Below are 17,350 nucleotides of genomic sequence, written 5' to 3' on the forward strand. Positions count from 1 at the left end.
TGTCCTCCTCTCTTTGATTTCCCTACAACTACAACCAAAGATTGGAGCACAAAGCTGGCCGCTTTGTCTACTTTTACAGAAATTAGCCTACACTACCACCTCTTCTTTTCTTTCACTCATTCTCCACGCCTGGCGGCGTGTGTGTCTCGCCTGTGTTTCATCAAACATGCGGGAGATCCTATGCTTTTCTCTCTCTCTTTTCGCTCTTTGCGAAAACTCTGCGCTCCTGCGGTTAAATCTTCTTCCTGGTAAACGCACATGGTTTTACCGGTAGGTGCGAATTCATTCGCACCGTGTGGCTTCAAGGCAGTCAATGATAATTATGCTGGGGTCACGAGGTCAAAGACAAAAATCTGAGATTTTAGCCCGGAATTTTCTTTTCCATCAACTCGAACAATTTTGTAAGGCTGCACATTTCCGTGGCTTGCCCAAAACGCACGTCCGTCTCAATAGGTCGGTTGTCGAATGCATAAAAGGGCTGCAGCTTATCCTTGCTGTAACATATTCTGAACACATGATTTAGGCCACTTCTCTCTCTTGGCTCTCGTCCTTGTCCGCACGGTCATTTCGGCCGGTTGCCGGCTCCATTCTCCATTTCCAATGAGTAGGATTTGTTGGTACAATTATTGCTCTTTCATAAGTGAGGAGAGTCTTGAGCAAGCACTTGATTGAACAGAGGGGTAAGAAAAATGAGAGTCCTTCCCCCACAGGAAGAGCGCCGTCGCGAAGTCGAGTTGTTGTGTAATCTGCAAGACGACATGGCCGTCCTCGAGAATGGATGGCAGAAGAAAAAGATACCTCCACCGAAGGCGGTAAGCCATCTGTGTGAGATACTCGAGTCTATACGCGCGATCACGCGCGCGGAGTCGCTCGATCAATTCGAGAATGTGTGTATCGAACTCGAAGAAAAGCTCACGCTGGTCCAGAACAAGAAAGAGAAGCTGGAGAAGCACCAGTGGACGCTGGTTTCGGACCTGATACAGCGTGTAAGAGAGTCGCTCGAATTGGAAGAATCGGAAATCATCGATCTCACCAGCGACTGGACGGCGCCGCCCGCCTGCCCTGAAGGCGCAAGGAACGGAGATTCACCCGCCACTAACAACCATCAAACGCCTGCTCTGGAGGAAGACCAGATGAACAAACCCCTGCAGACCGACGCACAAGAGCTGCTTCGAAAGGCGCAGGAGGCTCTTATTTCCGGAAACGGCGAGATGGCAAAAGACCTCGCCATGCAAGCTGCCGGAGTACTCGCAAAAATCGAGGCGCAAGAGGCTCAGAAGAAGGAGAAAGGGCTCCGCGCCGACCTTGAGATGGCAGTTCATGAAGAAGCCGAGGCCGAGGAGGCATTTAATCGAATAAACGAAGAGTTGAGCGACAGGGCTAAAGAAGTTGATCAATTGAACGCTAAACTGGCGGAAGCGGATTCCTCATTTACCCAGCACCAGCAATTGTGCCAGCAGATCAAGGAACAGGTCGAGAAGATCGAGGCCGAACTCGCCTCACTGGGACAGCAGCGGAAGAATCTGCTCGAGCAATTTCAGGAGGCGCTGCCGGCGCGCGACGCCGCCGAACGCGAGTGCGCGCGACTGAAGAATGACCTGGAAAAATTGAAGCCGGAACTTGATATGATTAAAGAAAGCGCCGGGGCAGCCGAAGCTCAAATGGCGAAGGCGCGAGAGAACAAGAAATCACTTGAAACGCAAATAGATAGACTTGCGGCGCGTGTGGCCTCGTAGGCTCAATATCCTTCGGGAAATGCTCCGCTTCTTCGGAGCACTCACACGTACGCTCCCGTTCCTGTCACAGCCAACCGGCAAACGGATTCCCCCGAAGCGTTTCACGCGGCAGCACAGCCTGACAAAAACCGAATTTTCCTCCCTTTACCTTCTACCACGGCTTCATATCCCCGGAATGTGGATCCGGAAATTCGACGACGAGAATCGCTTGACAGATCTCGGAAAAGGTGGCAAAGTAATGGGTGAAAAAATATGCCTTTCGTGCGGGGGGAACTTACATGACAAAAGATAATTCGCGTCCGCGTCGTGCGCCGGATATCGCCGGCCGATGCGTTCTGATGACCGGAACATCCGGATTTGTTGGCGGCAATCTACTCAAACGCCTGCGACAGGATCACCATTATAAGAGGATTGTGGAGGTCGATGTTGCAAGACCTTCAACAAAATCGACAAAGGAAAAATTCTACAAAGTAGACCTGACCCATCCCCGCGCCGATGAGATGATCTATGAAATCATCGAGGGCGAAAAACCAGATACCGTGATTCATGCCGGATTCCACCAGCGGCCGATTTCCGATACCACATATGCGCACGAGGTGACCTCCATCGGAACAATGCACGTTTTGTCCGCATGCGCGGAAGCAGCCATCAGAAAGATCGTGGTCGCAAGCCGTACCCTGGTCTATGGCGCCAGATATGATAATCCTCATTACATGGACGAAAATTACACGCCGCGGCCTCGGCTGGACTACGAGTTTCAACTCGATCTGGTGGAAGTCGAGCGCCAGTTGCTTCGCTTCTGGAAAGCGAACCCGAATACGCTCGTAACGGTATTGCGGCATTCCAGCATCATAGGGCCAACCGTCGATAATTGCTGGACTCATTATCTCTCGATGCCGGTCTGCCCGACCGTTCTCGGTTACAATCCACTGATACAGTTCATTTCGGAAGATGATGTAATCGATGCATTCAAGCTTGCCGTAGACGAGGATTTTCATGGTGTCTTCAACATTGTAGGGCAAAGGATCATTCCGCTGAGCATGATCCTCAAGCTGGCTAATAAGAAAAGCGTGCCGATGCCTTACCCGCTGGCCCAAAATTTTATCAGGGCGCTCTGGATTGCCAAAACCGGACCTTTCCCGCCGGAACACCTCGATTTTCTCAGATATCATTGCCTGGCCGACGGGTCAAGGGCCAAAGAAGTCATGGGATTTGAGGCGAAAAAGACAGCCTGGCAGGCGCTGGAAGAATTTCTCGAAGTGAAGCGCCTTGGGCGCGTTGGACGCCGGCCGGCAACGGCGGAGGATGATTCCGACGGAGAAGCGCTTGCCGATATTCCCGCCGCCGAAATGGCGGAGACACTGCTGCCAAAATAAAAGCGAGGGTGCGAAATGGCCACTGAAAAAACCCGGAAACGGAAACCCGCGGCAAGATCCACCGGGGGTCCATCTGTCAAAAAAGCCAAGATAACCGCAAAGAAGCGAACCAAGGTGCGACGCGATTCGGCTGAGAAAGACAATGGGTACGCCGGCGTCGAACGCAGAATCGAACAGCGCTTGGAGAGACTCGAGAAGCGACCCGAGAAAAAGGCAAAAAGAACTCCGTCAATCGAGCCGCAACCGATGGAATCCGAAACAGGATCCTTTGATGTGCCGGTGAAGAAATTGAGGCCTTCACCTGCAAAAAGCAGGGACGGGTCATTGAAAAGCGGATTGAAGCGAATCCTTTCGCTCCTGCCCGGCTCGCGGCCACACGATTACGACAAGCTGATAGAGACGCTGGAGCATATGGATGAATTCGGCAAAGTTCCGGATATCGAAACGAAGTTCGAATCGTTGATGATGTTCCTGTATGAAAAATATTGGCGGGTGAATACCTCCGGCATCGAAAAAGTGCCTTCCAAAGGGAGAACGCTTATCGTCGCAAATCATTCCGGCGTCATCCCATTCGACGGCGCAATGATTGCCACCGCAATCTACAAATTTCATCCGGCCCGCCGCCATGCCCGGTTCCTGATCGAGGACTGGTTCGGCCAGTTGCCGTTTGCCACGCAATTCATGAATGCCGTCGGGCAGGTCAGAGCCTGCCAGGAAAATGCGGAACGACTGCTTCGGCACGACCAACTGGTCGGCGTTTTTCCCGAGGGCATAAAGGGGATGGCCAAAGGATTCAAGAACCGTTATAATCTCGCCCGGTTCGGCCGCGGAGGCGTCATCCGGCTTGCAATCAAAACGGGGACGCCGGTCGTCCCCTGCGCCGTCGTCGGCGCTGAAGAAATCTACATCGTTCTCGGATACGCCAACTGGCTCGGCAAGATGTTCGGAATGCCGCTGTTCCCGATCACCGCAACCTTTCCCTGGCTCGGCCTCCTCGGATTCCTTCCGCTGCCTACCAAGTGGTACATCCAGTTCGGAGACGTCATCAGCTACGATGAGTACGGAGAAGAGGCATTGAGCGACAACGTGATCGTCAACCGCCTCAACCGGCAACTCCGCTCCACAATTCAGGATATGGTCGATTCGGCCCTGAAAAAGAGAAGATCGCTTTTCTTCGGATGATCAGCCGCCGAAAACGCGATAGTGCATGCGGCTTCATTCGGCTTGATCTCGGTTCATTTCATTCTTTCGAACGCCCAACTCGGCACCATAATATTCCGATTTAATTGGAGCCCTCATGAACCAACGAGACGTCGAGCGAATGTGGGATGAGAACGCCAAAAGCTGGACCAGACTGTCGCGATTAGGCTACGACGTCTTCAGGGATCATGTCAACACTCCGGCATTCCTGGAAATGCTGCCGACGGTGACCGGACTTCGAGGATTGGATATCGGGTGCGGCGAGGGGAACAATACCCGGCTGATCCGCCGCCTCGGCGCGGCAATGACTGCCTTGGATATCTCCACGGTCTTTGTGCGCGATGCCGTTGAGGAGGAGCGGCTTCATCCCCTTGGCATACAGCATCTCAGGGCTAGTGCGCTGGAATTGCCGGTTCGATCAGATTCATTCGATTTTGCGATCGCAACCATGAGCTTGATGGATATGCCGGAGCACGAGAAGGTCGTGGCCGAGACATACCGTGCCTTGAAGCCGGGCGGGTTCCTCCAATTTTCAATCACGCATCCATGCTTCCAGACGCCGCGCTGGAAATATGTCTTCGACGAGAAGGGTTCCGTGACCGCCGTCGAATGCGGAAACTACTTTTCTCCCCCTGCCGGTGAAGTCGAACAGTGGGGATTTTCAAATATTCCTGCCGAACTGAAGGGCCAGACGGAATTCCGAATCCCCGTCTTCCGCAGAACACTCAGTGCCTGGCTGAACCTGCTGATAAAAAGCGGCTTCACTCTGGAGGCTTTCTCGGAACCGACCGCCACCGATGAAAGCGTGAGCCGGTATCCCGAGCTCGCGGTGACGCGCGTCATCGCTTTCTTCCTCATCATTCGCTGCAGGAAATCCCTTCCTCCTGGTATATAATTCTGGATGCGCCTTTACGATTTCCCATAAGCCAAAATGCAATACTTCGCATTTGTTGCGAGTGAAGGGAAAGAGATGGAATATCGATTGCTGAAAATCGCCAATATCTTGGCCAATGCTCCCGAGGCCGCCAAATTCAGCTTTTCGTTCGAGCCCGATGTCGGCGCACTTACCGCTTCCATACAAGAACTGGGGCTGATTAATCCGCCGCTGGTGAAAAAAACAGAACATAAATACGAGATCATTTGCGGATTCAACAGGGTTCAAGCATGTTTTCGCCTCGGCATTCCCGAAATTCCCGTGAAAGTGGCCGATCCCGTCGGATTGTCGGACGAAAAGTGCCTGTGGCTCAGTCTGGTCGACAGCGAATGGTCGCGCCGGCTGAGCCCTGTCGAGCAGGCGATTGCGCTTCAGAAATTTGCAGCAGTCGGCTATTCAATCGAACGATTATTTGCCGAGATAGCGCCTCATCTGCAATTGCCGCAATCCAGGCGGCATCTGGAAAATCATCTGCGGTTGACGACCTTGGAACCGCCGATGCTGCAGGCGATTCATCGAGAACAACTCCGAGTGGAACAGGCTTTCCTCCTGCTCGACGTCGAGCCTCCCGCGCGGCTCGCCCTCTTCGACCTGCTGCAAGCGTGCAAGGCGAACCTCAATGAAACCCGAGAGCTGATTCCCACGATACTGGACGTCGCGAAGATGAAAAATCTGGAACCCGCACAATATATTCGGCAATTGGAGGCATCGGCTGTCTCCGGAACGTTCCGCCACAAATTGCAAGTCCTGCGAGATTCGCTGGTTAAAAGCAGATATCCTGCGCTGAGTGCCGCACAATCACAATTCGATAATTTGGCCGGTGCGCTGACAGCCGGCCATAACTGCAAGATCGAAGCGCCGAGATACTTGGAAGGCGATGAGATCAGCATTTCCATTCGAGCAAAAAGTCCGGAGCAACTGGAAGATGTCCTCCGGAAGCTCTCGCGGCCCGAATCATCCGATAAAATCAGGTCGCTCTTTTCAATTCTCGGTGGTCATACATGAAGACGTTCGAGCCGCAAAAGATTTATGTGGAAAAAGCCGCCGCGTCTCATCCTCGTGCACAGCGAATTCTGAAAAGCTTTCCCCGTGCAGACATTTCGTATGTCGAAGATCACCGCCGACTGGACTTCTCGCATCTAACTCCCGGCAAGCGGTTTACAGAAGCGAAGAAATATCTGGCGATCGCGCTCAAGCAGGGTGCGATGGTGAAAGAATTCCGGCGACACGATTCGCTCAACCAGGATAAAGAGTATTATCTCCTGCACGCGGAAAACTGCCCGTTCGATTGCAGCTATTGCTACCTCCAATGCTATTTCGCGAACGCGGTTCCCACGATATTCGTCAATGCCGACGAGCTGTTTATGCAGGTTCGAGAGATTCTCGAGAACGAACGATCCGACGAAATTCTCTTTCATGCCGGCGAGACAGCCGACGCGCTCGCGCTCGAGCATTTTAGCGGATTTGCCGCCGAGGCAGTCGAGCTCTTCTCCCGATTCCACAACGCAACGCTCGAACTGCGGACAAAGAGCGACCTGATCGACACAATTCTGCCGCTCCGGCACAACAGAAGAACGGTCGTCTCCTGGACATTAACCCCATTGGAAATTAGCCGGAAATATGAAGTCGGAGCGGCATCAATAGAGGAACGTTTGAAGGCGGCAAGGAAATGCGCGTCTGCAGGTTATCCGATTGGGCTTAGGCTTGACCCAATCATCCATTACCATAATTGGCAAGCCGGCTATGAGAACCTTGCCGATCTCATTGCTGATGCCCTGCCGCTCGAAACGATCGATTCAATCGTTTTGGGCGCCTTCCGATTTCAGCCGCCGCTGCTCGATGTTATGCGCGCGCGGTTTGGACGAGATGAACTTGTTCTCGCCGAATTCGTCCCCGGCCCGGACGGCAAGATGCGATATTTCCGGCACATTCGAGAGGAGATGTACCGCGAGATAATTGGATTCTTCCGGGAGCGCAACGGCGACAAAATCATTGAAAAAATCGAACTGTCAATGGAACCGCCCTATACGTGGGAGGGTGCGGGATTGCGCAGGAACTCTATGCATACAGGAATGTAAACCGCCTTACCGCGCGGGCTGGTTTTAAACCTGCACCTTGAAGACCCCTTTGAGGGAATATCCCGCAGCAACTGAAACGACAAAGAAGAAAACCAGCCAGTGCACGCTCAGACCGAATACGTTCAATTCGCGCCGCGGCAGAATAAAGCTGACGGACTCGAGCGGCGAATCCTGCGGGAGAGGCTTCTGCCCGGGTGCAAACAGAATGCCCGCAAACGCATACTTTTCCCGCTCAGGATAAACGCATTCAATCCGATTAGAGACTCTTACGGGAGTCGTTATCCGCTGCCCGTCTATAACAACAACCAGGTGGTGCTCGCCCTCGCTCAGCGCGCCGATCCGAACATCGATCTCACGATCTTCCGGCAACCGCAACAGCGGCGTCTCCAGTTTGATTCCATCACTTGCCTCCACCAATACCGGAAGAGCTTCAATCGGTTCCCCGAACTTCAGCTTCACGACGGCGCTTTCGCCCGGCCTCAGCGGCCGGTTCTCGTAGCGGATGCCGAGTTGAATGAGAATCAGCACGACCGGAACGAGCATGATCAGCATCGGGACCACCGAGTACTTCATGTACGTCAGGTTTGTCCGCAGAATTCGCTTCTGCGCATCGAGCATCAGGCCGAGATCGTCCTTGAACAGCCGAATTTGCAGGAAATAGGCGCTGATCTTCTCCTTCGTCTTCCGGATCGCCGCCTGGTTCGAAGTATACTTGAAGATCACCACCAGGACGATTCCGGTGACAACCGAAACCGCCAGCAGACCCCAAATGGGCGACAGCCCGCTGAACGGACTCAACAGCGCACCAAAGATTCTCGTGATGACTAAATTCGCGACGTACATCAGTTGGTTATCCAAATCTCTCAGGATATATATCCGAGCCCTTTTAACTTCTTCTTGATTTCCTCTTCCGAGTCCGACTCTTCGAGCCGCTCAATCTCGCGCTCGAGCGTGTGCGTGATGAATTCCTCCACCGACGAATATCCAGCCAGATCGGAATATTTCTTCACCTTCGCCATGAGTTCCTTATCAAGTTTGATCTTTGATCCGAACATCTCGCCTCCTTAGTCCCACCCCGGGATATAATGCCATTTTCAAAACTCACGTTTCAAAAACGGGCTGGCCTTTCATATTCTCCGGCGGCTGTATTCCGAATTCCAACAGAATCGACGGCGTCAGGTCGAGCAGGCGCGGATTCGGGTTCTTCAGTTTCTTGTTTGAGAGAAGGATTCCCGGAACCACTTCAGTCGCCACGCAGTGGTCGCCGCTCCAGCGCTCGTCGTTATTGACTATTAATTCCTTGGGGAATGAGCCGATCGCCGTCTGCCACGAAGCACGATACCCACGATCGTATCCGATGATCGCGTCGGGCGTCAGACGCTCATCCGCGGTATGATATGCATCCTTCGTCTTGTAGACGCGAAAGATGACCTGCTCGCCGGTACTAGGATCGCGGACCTCCTCCAGCTTGCGGGCGATCTCGTCGAGCAGCGCATCCTTTTCCGATGGATGGACGATCCCGCTGCCCTCCCGGCCCCGCTGGTTTATGTACAATCCATTTAAGCCGAGCGCGTAAGCGCGCGTTTTCGCCCAATTAACGTTTGAATAAAATTCGCCCTCTTCATCATTGGTCAACGTGACGTAGCCGTTATCCTTGAGCCACGTGTTCAGGTTGAAACACCGGTAAAAGGGGGCAAACCCATGATCGGACATGACGATAAGAGTGGTGTTCTCGTCAAGCTTCCGCAATGCCTTCTCGAGCACCTTGTCCATCGCAGCATAAATGTCGTAGAGGACATGCTCGTACTTCTGCGCAACCTCTTTCTCATAGATCGGATGCTTTGGATCGATCAGCCACCACAGCATGTGCGAGTTCTGGTCGAGGCTGCAGAAATAGAAAAAAAGCAGACCGTCTTTGAATTCCTCGACTGCGAGATCATACATCGCCAGCCGCTCCCGCAACACGATCGCCGTCTGCTTCAGATAGTCCCCGACGGCGAGCGCATCGACCGAAAATGCCTTCGTGTCCTCGGGAAACCCCTGCGTATAATAGCATCCGATTTTTCTGGCCAGCTTCGCGGCGTAATCATCGGGCGTGGATATCGGCAGCGCGGGATCGAGCGGATCGATGTTGATCGGGCTGACGTAAAACTCGAAGTTGGGACGCGCCTGCTTCAGGTAAAACCTGCACATTCCGCTGACACTCTGAAGGTACGGGACGGCCACAAATTTCAGATGAATCCACTCGCTGAATTCGCCCACATTGAGCAGGATTTCCTGGTCTTGAACTGCTATTTTCGCAACAGGATTCTCCGGATCGATATGCACGGTGAAATCAATGGCGATGGTAGGCTCGTCTTTCTTGAAGCTATTCTTCGGCCCCTCGATCTGAGCGGTCACAGTATCCCGATAAACGTCGACGGGGACTATCCTGCCGCCGGTAACATCCTTGTCCTCATATTTTGCCGGATTTGTGGTGTACAAAGTGAATGTTCCATACGAGCCGAGCATGTCCGGTGTTCCCATTCCTGAAAGTGAGCGGCCGCTCGATTCCGCCGGCGGAAAATTGGCCGGCATCTTGATAACGTTCGTCGGAATTCCATTCTCTTCGAGTATCTGCCAAAACGCTCTCCCTTTGCGCAGCAACGTGGTTTCCCCGCCGGAAAGAGGAATAACCCAATCGCCAAGCGTCCACGTCCTTTTCGCGCCTTCCGCCTTGCTCGTGGATAGAAACGGCAAATAGTTTTCCGGTTCACGATGAATGAAATCGCAGATGCCGTGTCCGCCGGGATCCATTCCGGTGATGAAGTCGGACCAGGCAACCGGGCTTTGCGGCGGAACGCTCGAGCCGAGCGCGCTGAATGAGCCATCTTGCGCCAGTTTCAAGAAGGAGGGCATTCTCCCCTCATCCATCATCTTTCGGAGAATTACCGGATCCATCCCGTCAATTCCGAGGATGATAACCTTTTTGGAGCCCGTGAAAAAGGATTTGGCGCTCTTTCCAACTGCCTCCGCAACGGCCGCAGGCGCAACAGCCGCCCCAACGGTCCCAACTCCGATCAGCTTGAGAAATTCGCGACGGTCCATATCTGTCACCTCGCCGCCCCGGAGGCTTTCCGGCCTATTTTCCTTAATCATCTTGCCGGTTGCCCGGAGCATTCACCATATCAAACTGCCGCTTCCTGCTTTTCGGCAGGGACATCGGCTTCATTTTCAATCTTCTCGAGCAATGATTTCCCATCCATGTAAGGCGGAACGGGAATGCCGAATAGCTCCAATGCAGTCGGCGCAACGTCTATAATATTGATGTCGTCCTTCCGCATTTTCCTGTTTGAAAAAAAGACCCCCGGTACGTGCGCAGGGTCAATGCAGTGGTCGCCGCTCCAGCTCTTCGTATTGTCGCTGAATACCGTCTCGGTCACCGTTCCGGTTGCATTATCCCATGAGGCGCGATAACCCTTGTTGTACCCGATAATGAGGTCGGGCGCGTTCTCTTTATATGGCCCGGAATACACGCTGGCGCTGTCGTAGACGGAAGTGATCCCGATTTCGCCAGTCGAGTCGTCCCGCAATCCCGTCAGTCTCTCGATCAGCTCGCGCTTCAGATTTTCAGCCTCTTCACTCGCCTCGACTATGCCCTTCGATTCGCGGCCTTTCACATTCAGGTACAGTCCCCCGAGTCCAAGCGCAAAAGCTTTCGTCTTGGTCCAATCAACTCCCTTGAACCACTCGCCCGCCGTCTCGCCTTCTTTCAAGCGGAGATAACCGTTCAGATAAAGCCACGAGTTCAGATTGATGCCCCTCCGGAACGAGTTGAACCCGTGGTCGGACATGATGATGAGGACGTCCCGATCCGTCAGTCGCTCGGTCACCCGCCCCACGAGCGCATCCATATCCGCGTACAGCCTCCCGATCGAATCCTTGTACTCCACAACATCCTTGTCCCTGTTTGCCGGATGTCGATCATCAAGATACCGCCAGAAAAGGTGCTGAATCCTGTCGGTGATGTCGAAGACGCACGTGCACAGACCACGTTTCGTCTTCTCGAGCGTATCGAAAAACATTCGCTCGCGTTCCTCCTGGATCAGATAACACTGTTGCCTGAACGCCTTTTCCTCGATGATCCGCTCATTAATTGCCCACGTGTCCTCAGCCAACCCAAGCGTTGCGTACGATCCAAACAGTTTCGACAGATAGATGCTGTAAATGAACGGGTGCGATATCGGAAGCGCCGGCTTGGCGGGATCGATATTGATCGGTGTCATGTACATATCGCAATGCGGCTCGATCTCTTTCAGCAACAACCTGCAGATGCCGTGCACTTTCATGCCGGGCGCGGCCCGAAACGACAGCCGGACCCAATCCGAATACTCGCCCTTCTTCAATACCGTTTTCTGTCCGTCAAACCGCAGTTCAGCCGTATCCGGACCCAAGGGAACCAGATCGAACGGCATCTTCATTTCGGAAGCGTCCTTCCGCAATGTGTTCTCCGGTCCGCTGAAGTAAGAGCGGAAAGATTTACCGTTCTTCTCCATCAGGATTTCCATGCCACCGGTGTACCGGCCTTCGGCTTGCCTCGTGGTGTAATGAGTAAAGGAACCCTGCGTTCCCTTCAGGTCGGGAACACACATGGCGGATAACATCACGCCCTTGAATTTTTCAGGCGGAAACGTTATCGGCACGCGAATGACGGAAGAGAAAATGCCGTGCTCGCCCAAAATCGTCCAGAACGGCTTGCTCTTGCGAAGCAGCTTGATCTCCGGCTTGCCGAGCGGAATCACATAGCTCCCGATCGAGAGTGTTCTTTTCGGTTTCCCAATATGCGCCGAAGAGAGGTCGGGCAGGTATGTCTTTTTGTCGCGAGAGAGAAAATCAAAAATGTTGTGCCGGCCGGGATTCGAGCCGGTCATAAACGACGACCAGGCGACCGGCGAGATGGCCGGACACGTAGTGCCGAGGCGGCTGTATGTTCCATCTTGGCGCAGCTTCGCGAAGTTCGGCAGCTTGCCCTCAATGATGAACTTCTCAACCAGGTTTGGGTCAAGTCCGTCAAGTCCAACGATGATCACGCGGTCCGCCCGGCTCTTTCCAAAAGCTTTCTGCCTTCTGAAAGAGGCAAGCAGATAGCGGATCGGCCACAGCAGGATCGACAGGAACGCCAGCAGAAACGTCAAAAAGATCACAAAAAACGAGCTCAGAAACGCGAAACCGGCGCCGGGTCCGATATACGCAGCGGCCGGATTCGGTATCGAGACGATAAGGACGCAAAAGACAAGAAGGAATAGGAATCTCTTTGATGATGCGGACAATTAGCCCTCCATGTACTGCAGAATGATGCCGGCGATATCGGTGATGTTCAGGTTCTGCGGCGGCTGTTGCGGGGAAAAGAAGAATGCATCGTCCCACGTGTGCATGCCCGTGAGCGCGCTCCGGCCGAAAAGCTCCTTTTTCTTGGGTGAACTCTTCACATCGTAACCATACTTCGATACAACCACCAGATCGGGCCCCTGCTCGGCAAATGGACCGTCATATGCCTCTGCTCGCTCAAACACCTTCTCTACGACACGGTCACCGTTGCACGACAGCTCGCTCAGACCCGCCTTGATATCCGCAACGATCGAGCGAACATCCTCCGGCTTCACCGAACCTTTCGGATATTTCCCTGTCATGTTCAAGTAAATGCGCGACGGATCAAGCGCAAACGCAAGAGAACCCTCACTAATGGCCTCAATCGAATCGACTTCTTCCGCCTCAAGTTTCAGGAAGCCCTCCTGTTTCAGCCAGGCATTCAAATAGAATTCGCTCTTGATGCCGGTAAATCCGTGGTCCGAGAGTATAAAGAAGCCGGGAGTATTCTCGCCGGCGCCCGTGAGCCGTCGAAAACGCGAATGGATCGACCCGATAAATGAGTCCACCCGCCGATAAAAGTTCAAAAACGCCTCATGATGCTGATCCGAGGTATCATCGAGCGCCGACCACAGGTAATGGTGCAGCCGGTCGGTGCCGGTCACGACGACCTCGAACAGGTCCCACTCTTCGCTGTCCCACAGTGAATTGACCGTCCGTTGGCGCGCATCAAGCGTCCGGTTCAGCTCGTTCACGAGGTACGCGTGGTCCTCGCGCGCGCGCATCGTGTCGATATCGATGATGTAGCCGTCCTGCTCCAGCTTCGGCAACAGCGACTTTGGATGTACCGCCTTCTTCAGGCTCAGCGCGACAAACCCGGAAATGAGCACGCCCTCGATCGGCCGCGCCGGATACGTTGACGGCTGATTGATGACGATGCTCCTCTTCTTCTTTTCGCCCAGCTTGTCCCATATCGTCGGAACCCGTACGTCCCCAAAGGAAGGGAACCGCAGGCTGTAGGAATGAGGCTTGAGGTCGACAAACCCAAAGATCGAGTGCTGTCCCGGATTGACGCCCGTCATGAAGCTCGGCCAGCTCACCGCCGAGATCTCCGGAAGCGTCACTTTCATCTGCGCCAGATGGCCGCTCCTCAATATCTCGGCCGTTTCCGGCATCGTGCCGTCTTCGGTCAGTCTTTTCAACAGCGTGTACGGGACTCCATCGAGCCCGACAACGCACACCTTCCTCTTCTTTTTACTCCAGAACGCTGACATAGCCCTCTCAATCGGATGTAAGGATGCGGGCTCAGATATAACCCAGCGACCGCAGCCGTTCCTTTATCTTCTCTTCTTCTTCTTCCGTATATTCGTCCTCAATGCCCGACGGCGGAATATAATTCATCAGTTCGAGCGTCCGGATAATCTTGTTAAAGCTCTGCTCGACCGTCTCCTTGTCGGTTTCCAGGATGATCTCGGCATCCAGCGGCTCCTCATACGGATCATCTATGCCGGTAAACTGCTTGATCTCGCCTTTTTCTACTTTCTTGTAAAGCCCCTTCGGATCGCGTTCCTTGAGAACATCGAGCGGACATTTGCAGAAAATCTCGACATACGACTTGATCAGATTTCGATTCTCGCTCCGAATCTCGCGGTACGGCGATATGGCGGCTGCTATGGCGACGACATCGTTCCGGGTCAGCAGATGACAGACAAAGCCGATCCGCCTGATATTGATATCGCGATCTTTCTTGGAAAAACCCAGCCCCTGACTGAGATTATTGCGAATAACGTCGCCGTCAAGCACCTCGACCCTCATGCCGCGCTCGAGCAGCGTTTCCTCGACCATGCGCGACAGCGTCGTTTTGCCGGCGCCTGACATGCCGGTGAACCACAAAGTAAATCCTCTCATGTATGAAGCCTCCTTTTTGCCTACCTGATCGGCGTGCCGATCATTTCGCTCGGAATGTCGATGTCGAAATACTTCAGTACAGTCGGGGCGATATCATAAATGGAATAGGGATGCGGGCCGCCGGGATGATTGCCGCCGGACCGCCAGATGAAGATGCCGTTCTCAGCGTGGTTCGCGTCGTCCGGTCCCGTATCGTTCTCATACAGGTAGACCGAGCCCACACCAACCGACCCGGCCGAGCGCCAGTCCAGATTCCCTAAATAGACGATCAGATCGGGAGCAATACCGTTTGTTTCCCGATACACCTCCTCGGGCTTGAATGCCTTGGTATGAATACATTTTCCGCTCTCATCCTCGATCGCCTCGAGACGGGCCTTCAGTTCGTCGCGCGCGGTCTCGTACTGATCCTGCGGAATGACGCCCTTGGGCTCTCTTCCCTGCACATTCATGAAGATGCGGCTGTAGTAACCGCCCTCTCCCCAAGCTTTCGTTTTGCTCCAGTCCACCATGCTGGTCTTGAAACGCTCCCTCTTCTTCGGCGGCTCCTTCAACGCCAGATATCCTTCGCGCTGAAGCCACTCATTGATGCAGATGGCGCCGACCATCGTTTTTGCCCCATGGTCGGACACAATCATCACCGAAGTATCCGAAGGCAGATTCTCAATCGTTCTCCCGATTTCCTGGTCCAGATATACATAATAATCGTGAATCACGTTCTCGTATTTGTTGCCCGGCTCATACAGCCGATGACCCTTGTCGAAATACCGCCAGAACCCGTGATGGATGCGGTCGATGCCCATTTCGACCATGATGGCAAAATCGTATGAGTCCTTCTGATAGAAATAACGAAACGCTTTGAACCGCCGCTCGGTCATGACGTAAATCGCCTCGAGCAGCTCGTCCTTTTCGTCCGTCCGAAAATCCTCGACATCAATAATATAATTGCCGTCGGCGACCCGGTCGAGCTCCACCTTCACCTCGTCGGGAAAGGTGTACTGGACATCCTTGCTCGGCGTCAGGAAACTGCAAACAAGCGTTCCATTCAACGGGCGAGGCGGGTAAGTCTGCGGAACTCCGAAGACGAGCGAGCGAAGCCGGTTGCGCGAGAGATGGTTCCACAAGGTCTTCGCCTTCACATATTTCGCGTTCGCAAAAAAGAGGTCTTCATAATCGTAGCTTTTCCGGTTTCTGAAGCCGTAAAAGCCCAGCATGCCCGGGTCCTGCGACGTCATCATCGCCGTCCACGCCGGAACGGTTATCGGCGGCAGCGTCGAGTGCAGCGGGCCAAAGACGCCGTTCTTTACAAGGCTTCTGATGTTAGGAAGATCATTAATCCACTTGTTGAAAACAAGTTCGGGCTCGGCACAATCGAGCCCCAAAATGAGCAGTTTGCCCACAAATAGCTCCTTTATTGAGACCGCCGAAAGGCCTGAATCAGAACGTCCGCCACTTCAGGTCGTGTGAATTCAGGCGGCGGCGCCATTCCGTTTCGAAGCATTTCCCGCACTTTCGTTCCACTAAGAACAATGTGCTCTTTCGTGTCGTGCGGGCACGTCTTCGCCGATGCCATCCCGTTGCACGCCCTGCAGAAAAAAGCATTCTCGAAAAACAAAGGGCTTATCCCCAGTTCCTCGGGTTCAAATTCGTGGAAAATGTACTGCGCATCATACGGGCCGTAGTACGAACCCACGCCTGCATGGTCTCTGCCGACAATAAAATGGGTGCACCCGTAATTCTTGCGGATCAGCGCGTGAAAGATCGCTTCCCGCGGGCCCGCATAACGCATGGCCGCCGGAAAAATCGAAAGCGCCACCCGCGTCTTCGGATAATACTTCTCCAGCAAAATCTCGTAACACCGCATCCGCACGTCGGCGGGGATATCGTCTCCCTTCGTCTCCCCCATCAGCGGATGGATCAGCATCGCGTCGACGAGTTCAAGCACGCATTTCTGAAGATATTCATGCGCCCGATGTATCGGATTGCGGGTCTGGAATGCGGCCACCTGGCGCCAGCCCTTCGCCTTGAACAACACCCTCGTTTCCTTCGGATCGAGCCGATATTTCGGAAACAAAACGTGATTCGGCCGGTGCAGCAGACTTATCCGCCCGCCCAGATAGACGTCGCCAACCGACTGCAGATATTTTACACCCGGATGCGCCTCGTCCGTCGTCCGAAGAACCGCCGACGCTTCCCGCTCTTTATCAACCTTGTATTTATCCTCAAGGTGAAGCACGCCCAGCGGCTGGTTCCGCTCGTCATAAAGCGCAACGTCCTCCCCCGGCCGATATGCCTCCTCGCGGTCACCCTCCTTCAGTGCAAGCGTGATCGGAATCGTCCACGCAAGCCCCTTCGCCAGACGCATCAGGTCCAGAACGCTCACGTAGTCGTCCTGCGTCATGAACCCTTCTAACGGGCTCATCGCGCCGGTCGCGATCATCTCGAGATCGCTGACCTCGCGAGCATTCAGCTTGACGCTAACCATCTGAGGAAGCTGAGCTTCCAGCAGCTCGTGCTCGCGACCTTCGACAATACGACTAACCAGTGCCCCGCCATGCGGCTTGATCATGAAAAGCCTACTTTGCAGATCGAGATTCTGCAGATTGCCCGAACGCCCCCAATTGAAGAAAAGATTATATTATTTTAGTCGGTTGTGAACACGATGTCAAGCGCGACAACCATCGTTGCGCAATGGACACTGTCTCGGCACCGGACGGGGCACGATGCATTAATTGGCAGTATCTGGTTTACTGCAAATAGAAATATGGGCCATCA

General features: G+C 53.8%; 14 protein-coding genes. 6 read left to right on the forward strand and 8 right to left on the reverse strand.

Annotation, left to right across the window (positions count from 1 at the left end; translation table 11 throughout):
* Nucleotides 1-689 precede the first annotated feature (689 nt).
* The 6 genes from C4520_15835 to C4520_15860 all read left to right on the forward strand — a co-directional run bounded on the left by C4520_15835 (nt 690) and on the right by C4520_15860 (nt 7,324).
* The gene (locus C4520_15835) at nt 690-1,736 is read left to right on the forward strand and encodes a hypothetical protein (GenBank protein RJP17682.1); all 1,047 of its coding nucleotides are present in this window, start codon (nt 690-692) and stop codon (nt 1,734-1,736) included.
* Between the two features lie 278 nt (nt 1,737-2,014).
* Nucleotides 2,015-3,112: an NAD-dependent epimerase/dehydratase family protein gene (locus C4520_15840; GenBank protein ID RJP17683.1), complete on the forward strand. Its 1,098-nt coding sequence runs from the start codon at nt 2,015-2,017 to the stop codon at nt 3,110-3,112.
* Nucleotides 3,113-3,127: 15 nt separating this feature from the next.
* Nucleotides 3,128-4,294: a glycerol acyltransferase gene (locus C4520_15845; GenBank protein RJP17684.1), complete on the forward strand. Its 1,167-nt coding sequence runs from the start codon at nt 3,128-3,130 to the stop codon at nt 4,292-4,294.
* Nucleotides 4,295-4,409: 115 nt separating this feature from the next.
* On the forward strand, nt 4,410-5,207 hold the full coding sequence (locus C4520_15850; GenBank protein ID RJP17685.1) for a class I SAM-dependent methyltransferase: 798 nt from the start codon (nt 4,410-4,412) through the stop codon (nt 5,205-5,207).
* Between the two features lie 36 nt (nt 5,208-5,243).
* Entirely contained in the window at nt 5,244-6,251 is a 1,008-nt protein-coding gene (locus tag C4520_15855; protein ID RJP17686.1) for a ParB/RepB/Spo0J family partition protein, read from the forward strand.
* Complete coding sequence (locus C4520_15860) at nt 6,248-7,324, forward strand: hypothetical protein (protein ID RJP17687.1); 1,077 nt, start codon at nt 6,248-6,250, stop codon at nt 7,322-7,324. Before C4520_15855 ends, C4520_15860 begins: the two co-directional genes overlap by 4 nt.
* 24 nt (nt 7,325-7,348) lie before the next feature.
* On the opposite strand, the gene C4520_15865 is transcribed toward C4520_15860, so the two are convergent.
* The 8 genes from C4520_15865 to sat form a co-directional block, all read right to left on the reverse strand.
* Complete coding sequence (locus tag C4520_15865; protein RJP17688.1) at nt 7,349-8,182, reverse strand: hypothetical protein; 834 nt, start codon at nt 8,180-8,182, stop codon at nt 7,349-7,351.
* Nucleotides 8,183-8,187: 5 nt separating this feature from the next.
* Complete coding sequence (locus tag C4520_15870) at nt 8,188-8,379, reverse strand: hypothetical protein (GenBank protein RJP17689.1); 192 nt, start codon at nt 8,377-8,379, stop codon at nt 8,188-8,190.
* A 46-nt stretch (nt 8,380-8,425) separates the two neighbouring features.
* The gene (locus C4520_15875; GenBank protein RJP17704.1) at nt 8,426-10,420 is read right to left on the reverse strand and encodes a hypothetical protein; all 1,995 of its coding nucleotides are present in this window, start codon (nt 10,418-10,420) and stop codon (nt 8,426-8,428) included.
* 71 nt (nt 10,421-10,491) lie between these two features.
* Nucleotides 10,492-12,573: a nucleotide pyrophosphatase gene (locus C4520_15880; GenBank protein RJP17705.1), complete on the reverse strand. Its 2,082-nt coding sequence runs from the start codon at nt 12,571-12,573 to the stop codon at nt 10,492-10,494.
* Nucleotides 12,574-12,633: 60 nt separating this feature from the next.
* Entirely contained in the window at nt 12,634-13,944 is a 1,311-nt protein-coding gene (locus C4520_15885) for a hypothetical protein (protein ID RJP17690.1), read from the reverse strand.
* A 31-nt stretch (nt 13,945-13,975) separates the two neighbouring features.
* A complete protein-coding gene (gene cysC, locus C4520_15890) occupies nt 13,976-14,578 on the reverse strand; it encodes an adenylyl-sulfate kinase (protein ID RJP17691.1) in 603 nt (200 codons plus the stop codon).
* A 20-nt stretch (nt 14,579-14,598) separates the two neighbouring features.
* The gene (locus tag C4520_15895) at nt 14,599-15,975 is read right to left on the reverse strand and encodes a phosphodiesterase (GenBank protein RJP17692.1); all 1,377 of its coding nucleotides are present in this window, start codon (nt 15,973-15,975) and stop codon (nt 14,599-14,601) included.
* Between the two features lie 11 nt (nt 15,976-15,986).
* The gene (sat, locus tag C4520_15900) at nt 15,987-17,144 is read right to left on the reverse strand and encodes a sulfate adenylyltransferase (GenBank protein RJP17693.1); all 1,158 of its coding nucleotides are present in this window, start codon (nt 17,142-17,144) and stop codon (nt 15,987-15,989) included.
* Nucleotides 17,145-17,350 lie beyond the last annotated feature (206 nt).

This window comes from Candidatus Abyssobacteria bacterium SURF_5, assembly GCA_003598085.1.
Taxonomy (GTDB): Bacteria; Abyssobacteria; SURF-5; order SURF-5; family SURF-5; genus SURF-5.